The sequence below is a fragment of the Nocardioides stalactiti genome, from assembly GCF_014180715.1.
Lineage (GTDB): Bacteria > Actinomycetota > Actinomycetes > Propionibacteriales > Nocardioidaceae > Nocardioides > Nocardioides stalactiti.
The window spans coordinates 1884-8503 of the sequence record NZ_JACEFC010000151.1; the positions used below are offsets into that span (position 1 = coordinate 1884).

The window sequence follows — 6620 nt, forward strand, 5'->3', positions numbered from 1 at the left end:
GGCGTCGACCGGATCTTCGGCCAGGGTGGTGACGACGAGCTCCGGGGTGGCGACGGCGACGACCTCATCCAGGGGGACGTGGGCGACGACGAGATCTTCGGCGGCGCCGGCCAGGACACCATGAACGACCGCGACGGCGCGGCGTACGTCGACCAGATGCACTGCGGCGACGGCACCAACGACCGGGCGTTCGTGGACTCCTTCGACGTCGTCGATCCCGACTGCGAGCGCGTCGGCGTCCTCGACGCTGCCGCGCCGGTGGCGGTGGCGGACGCGGTGACCGTCGGCGAGGACTCCGGGGTCATCGCGATCGCGGTCATGGCCAACGACACCGACGCCGACGGCGGTCCGCGCCGGATCGCATCGGTGACCGCGCCGACCCACGGCACCGTGACGGTCAACGCCAACAGCACCCGGGCGCGCTACCAGCCGGCTCCCGACCACTGCACCGACCCGCCGGGCACCACGCCGGTCACGTTCACCTACACCCTGACGCCGGGCAGCTCGACCGGGACGGTCGCGGTCACGATCACCTGCGTCGACGACCCGGTCAAGGCCAGGAACGACGCCAGGACGGTCAACGAGGACGCACCCGCCACCACGCTCAACGTCCTGGTCAACGACGACGCCGGCGACCACGGGCCGATCTCGATCGACTCCGTGACGCAGCCTGCGGACGGCACCGTGGCGATCACCAACGGCGGTGCCAGCCTGACCTACGAGCCGAACGACGACTTCTGCAACACCCCTCCGGGCACCGAGCCTGACTCCTTCGACTACGCCCTGGACCCCGGTGGTGACACGGCGACGGTCGACGTGAAGGTGAACTGCCAGCCCGACGCGCCGATCGCGCGCAACGACAGCGCGGCGGTCGCTGCGGAGGACCCGGCGACGACGATCGACGTGCTCGCCAACGACACCGACGCCGACGGTGACCCGTTCGCGATCGACGTGGTGACCCAGCCGGACAACGGTACCGTCGTGAAGACCAACGCCGGGGCCGACCTGACCTACGCGCCGGACCCGGGCTACTGCAACAACCCGCCTGGGACGACGCCCGACACGTTCACCTACACCCTCTCGCCGGGGGGAGACACGGCGACCGTCAGCGTCACGGTGACCTGTGCGGTCAACGACGACCCGGTGATCGCCCAGGTAGAGGGCGCCGCCCTGGCCTACACCGAGGACGACCCCGCGACCCCGGTCACGGCGACCGCGACGGTCAGTGACGTCGACTCCGCGGACCTCGGCGGCGGCACGCTGACGGTGGACCTCGCCGGAGGCACCGGCCAGGCGGAGGACCGGTTGGCCGTCCGCGACCAGGGCACCGGGGCGGGGCAGATCGGCGTGGCCGGATCCGACGTGACGTTCGGTGGGACGACGATCGGCAGCCTCACGGGCGGCAGCGGCACCGATCCGCTGCTGATCGGGCTCGACGCCGACGCCACTCCCGCCGCGGTCCAGGCGCTGGTCCGCAACATCACCTACCGCAATGCCTCGAACTCGCCCGTCACCGCCGACCGGACCGTGCGGTTCGTCGTCACCGACGGCGACGGCGGCACCAGCACGGCCGTCAGCCGCGACATCACCATCGCCGCGACGAACGACGCGCCGATGATCGACGACCTCGAGGAGACGGCCCTCGCCTACCCGGAGAACGCGGTGGCGACGCCGGTCACGGCGTCCGCGACGGTGAGCGACCCCGACTCCGCCGGCTTCGAGACCGGCACCCTGACCGTGAGCCTGTCGGCCGGAGGTCAGCCCGAGGACCGGCTCGAGATCCGCAACCAGGGCACCGGCGCCGGCCAGATCGGGGTCTCCGGAGCCACTGTCACCTTCGGCGGTACGACGATCGGCACCGTCGCCGGCGGCAGCGGTACGACGCCGCTCGTGGTCACCCTCAACGGCAGTGCCACCCCGGCCGCGGTGGAGGCGCTGGTCCGCAACGTCACCTACCGCAACGTCTCGGAGAGTCCCTCGGCGGTGAACCGGACCGTGAGCTTCGTGCTCACCGACGGCGACGGCGGCACCAGTGCCCCGGCGACGCGGGTGGTCGCGGTCGCCCCGCTCAACGACGCCCCGGTCCTTGCCGCGATCGAGGGCACCACCCTCGCCTACACGGAGAACGACCCCGGCATCCCGGCGACGGCGACCAGCACGGTCGGCGATGTCGACTCGGCCAACCTCGACACCGGCACCCTGACCGTGAGCCTGTCGGCCGGAGGTCAGCCCGAGGACCGGCTCGAGATCCGCAACCAGGGCACCGGCGCCGGCCAGATCGGGGTCTCCGGAGCCACCGTCACCTTCGGCGGCACGACGATCGGCACCGTCGCGGGTGGCAGTGGCACGACGCCGCTCGTGGTCACCCTCAACGGCAACGCCACCCCCGCAGCGGTCCAGGCGCTGGTCCGCAACGTCGCCTACCGCAACGTCTCGGACAACCCGGTCACCAGCAACCGCACGGTGCGGTTCGTGCTGACCGACGGCGACGGGGGCACCAGTGCCGCCGTCACCCGCGCCGTCTCCGTCTCGCGGGTCAACGACGCACCGGTCATCTCCTCGCTCGAGGGCACGGCGCTCGCCTACCAGGAGAACGCCGCCGCCACCCCGATCACCGACAACGCCCTGGTGACCGACGCCGACTCCGACAACTTCGACACCGGCACGCTGACCGTCGACCTCCCGGTGGGCGGGGCCGCCGAGGACCGGCTCGAGATCCGCAACCAGGGCACCGGCGCCGGGCAGATCGGCATCTCCGGTGCGGACGTCACCTACCAAGGCGCGCCCGTCGGCACCTTCACCGGTGGCAGCGGCACCACCCCACTGGTCGTGACCCTGCGGCCCAACACGAACCCGACCATCCTGCGCGCGATGGTCCGCAACATCACCTACCGCAACGTCTCGGACACCCCGTCGACAGCCAACCGCACCGCCCGGTTCGTGCTCACCGACGGCGACGGTGGCACCGGTGCGCCGGCGACCCGCGTGATCAGCGTCGCTGCGGTCAACGACGTACCGGTGCTGGCAGGCTTCGAGGCTGCCGCACTGACCTACGCCGAGAGCGACCCGGCCACGGTCATCACGTCCGTCGGTGTCCTCACCGACGTCGACTCCGCCAACTTCGACACCGGCACGCTGACGGTCGACTTCTCTGCCGGCGGCCTGGCGGAGGATCGGCTCGAGATCCGCAACGTCGGGAACGGTCCCGGGCAGATCGGGGTGTCGGGCAGCACGGTCAGTCGCGGTGGTGTCTCCATCGGCACGTTCGCCGGCGGCAGCGGTACGACGCCGCTGGTGATCACGCTGGACGCCGACGCGTCGCCGTCGATCGCCCAGGTGCTGATGCGGCACATCACCTACCGCAACGTCTCCGATTCGCCGAGCACCGGCAGCCGGACGGTCCGGTTCGTGGTGACCGATGGTGACGGCGGGACGAGCGCGCCGCGCACCCGGACGGTCAACGTCTCGCCCACCAACGACGCCCCCGTGATCGGTGCGATCGAGACCGCCGCCCTCGGCTACACGGAGAACAGCGCCGCCGTGCCGATCACCGCGACCGGCACCGTGACCGAGCCCGACGTGACCGACTTCGACACCGGCACCCTCACCGTCAGCTACTCCGTCGGCGGGGACTCCTTCGACCGCCTCGAGATCCGCAACCAGGGCTCCGGTACCGGCCAGATCGGGGTGAGCGGCTCCACGGTGTCCTACGGTGGCCTGGCCTTCGGCACCTTCACGGGCGGCAGCGGTACGACGCCGCTCGTGATCACGTTCAACAACTTCGCCACGCCCTCGCGGACCCAGGCGCTGGTCCGCAACATCACCTACCGCAACCTCGCCGACAACCTGGCCACGCTGACCCGGACGGTCCGGTTCGTGCTCACCGACGGCGACGGAGGCACCAGCGCCCCGGCAACCCGCGCGGTGACCCTCACTGCGGTCAACGACATCCCGGTCGTGGCCAACGTCGAGACCACCACGCTCGCCTACACCGAGAACGGACCCGCGACGGTGATCACCGCAGCCGGCACGGTGAGCGACCTCGACTCCGCCAACTTCGGCGGCGGCACCCTGACGATCGACTACGCCGCCGGGGGGACTGCGGACGACCGGTTGGAGATCCGCAACCAGGGCACCGGCGCCGGCCAGATCGGGGTCTCCGGGAGCAACGTCACCTACCAGGGCGCGACCGTCGGCACCTTCGCCGGCGGCAGCGGGACGACACCCCTGGTGATCACGTTCCAGAACACCTCCACCGCGACGACCACGCAGGCGCTGCTCCGCAACATCACCTACCGCAACGTCTCCGACACCCCGTCCACGGTCGACCGCACCGTGCGGTTCGTGCTCGATGACGGCGACGGCGGAGCCAGCACCCCGGACACCCGGGTCGTCACGGTCGCCTCGGCCAACGACGCCCCGGTCCTGGCGGCGATCGAGAGCACCGCTCTGATCTACCGGTTCGGTGAGTCGGCCAAGGTGGTCACGGCGTCCACGACCGTGGCCGACCCGGACAGCGCCAACTTCTCCGGCGGCAGCCTGACGGTCGACCACGCTGCCGGAGGCCTCGCCGAGGACCGGCTCGGGATCCGCAACCAGGGCTTCGGTACCGGGCAGATCGGCACCGGCACGACCGGCGTCTTCTACAGCAACGTCCAGATCGGGTCGTTCGCCGGCGGCAGCGGGACCACGCCGCTGGTGATCACCCTCAACGCGAGCGCCACCCCGGTGGCGGTCCAGGCGCTGGTCCGGAACATCACCTACCGCAGCGTCGCGTCGGAACCGACGCTCGGCGACCGGACGGTGCGCTTCGTCCTCACCGACGGCGACGGGGGCACGAGCGACGCCGTCACGCGGGTGGCGACGGTCTTCAACGCCACCCCGGTGCTCACCCCCGACAGCGGTGCGTTCGAGTACCTCGAGGGCTCGCCGGACACCACGCTGGAGGCGAGGGTCAGCCCGGGCATGCTGCTCGACGACCCCGACGACTCATACATGACCGGCGCGACCGTGAGCCTGAGCCCGTACGTCCCCGGCGACCGGCTGAAGCCGTACCAGCTGCTGGAGAACGGCACGGAGGTCTTCGACACGACGACCGGCGTGCTGACCTTCACCGGGGTGAGCACGGACCTGATCTACCAGGGCATCCTGCGCTCGGTCAGGTTCTCCAGCACCCGGGAGCACTTCCCGGAGTCGAGCATCACGGTGACCTTCCGGGTCAGTGACGGGAGCTCGTGGTCGGCGCCGGTGTCGCGCACCATCAACTTCACCAACGTGAACAGCCCGCCGCGGCTCGCCGACGCGAGCGCGAGCTCCTCCTACACCGAGCAGTCCGCCACCTCCGCCCTCGTGACCCCCGGCCTCGTCCTGACCGACGCCGACACTGCGACGACGTCGTCGGCGACGGTGACGATCACCAGCCCGGTGGCGGGGGACACCCTCACCTTCACCAACCAGAACGGGATCACCGGCAGCTTCGCGAGTGGGGTACTGACCCTGACCGGGACGACGAGCACGGCGAACTACCAGGCGGCCCTCCGGTCCGTCGGTTTCCGCAACACCACCAGCGATGCGCCCCTCTCCAGTCGGTCCTTCGTGGTCCGCGCCAACGACGGCTCCCTGAACTCCACCGGCCTGACGCGGACGATCTCGATCACCCAGGTCAACGACGCGCCCACGATCTCGGACGGGTCGGCGAGCACGACCTACACCGAGCGGACCACCTTCGGTTCGTACGTCACCCCGAGCCTCGCGCTCGTCGACCCGGACAGCAACATCATCACGGGCGCCACGATCACCATCACCGGCCCGCTCGCCGGTGACGAGCTCGTCGTCGACGCGGCCGGCGGGATCACGGGCAGCTTCGCCAACGGGGTCCTGACCCTGACCGGGTCGGTGTCGCGAGGGAACTACGCGGCCGTCCTCAGCACGGTCCGGTTCCGCAACACCACCAACCACGACCCGGGGCTGAGCCGCACCTTCACGATCCGGGTGACCGACGGCGCCCTGAGCTCCAACGATCTTGTCCGGACGATCAACATCACACCGAGCTAGCTGGGGCGTGTCGTCCTAGGGCCTCGTCAGCTCAACAGCTCGGCGATGCGCGCAGCCGCGCGACGGGCACCGTCGGTCTCGACCGGTCGGTACGAGACCTCGCGGCCGATCTCCTCGGCGATCGCCTCCGCGATCGACTCCGGCGTCGACTCGTCGTAGTCCATCCGTTTGCCGGCGCCGTACTGGTCGAGGCGGTGGCTCACGTGGAAGCTCTGCTCGAAGTGGTGCCGGAGCGGGAAGTAGAGGAAGGGGCGGCCCGCTGCCGTGAGCTCCATCGACGTCGTCAGCCCGCCCTGGACGACGGCCAGGTCGCAGGCTGCCAGCTGCCGGTAGAGGTCGGGGACGTAGGAGTGGACCTCCAGGCCCGGGACGTCCGGCAGCGTGGTTCGGTCGACGCGAGGGCCGGCGACCACGACCATCCGGAGCCCGGGGACCAGCTTCTTTGCGGTACCCCTCTGTTGTCAATCGCCGGTGAGGACTGGGGTCTTCCGGGGTCGTCGGGGCGCGGGTAGCGTCGGTGTTGCGGGTCCGGGAAGTGGCTGATCCGAAGTGTCGATGTGCGGGGG

Annotated in this window: 2 protein-coding genes; one reads left to right on the forward strand and one right to left on the reverse strand. The window is 70.8% G+C overall.

What is annotated here, in order from left to right; genetic code table 11:
* Window positions 1-6054 (forward strand): tandem-95 repeat protein (locus H0487_RS20415; RefSeq protein ID WP_183096062.1); only part of this gene is annotated, 6054 nt, incomplete at its 5' end.
* Between the two features lie 26 nt (window positions 6055-6080).
* Here the strand turns inward: H0487_RS20415 and H0487_RS20420 are convergent.
* On the reverse strand, window positions 6081-6467 hold the full coding sequence (locus tag H0487_RS20420; protein ID WP_312856037.1) for a glycosyltransferase: 387 nt from the start codon (window positions 6465-6467) through the stop codon (window positions 6081-6083).
* Window positions 6468-6620: the final 153 nt, after the last annotated feature.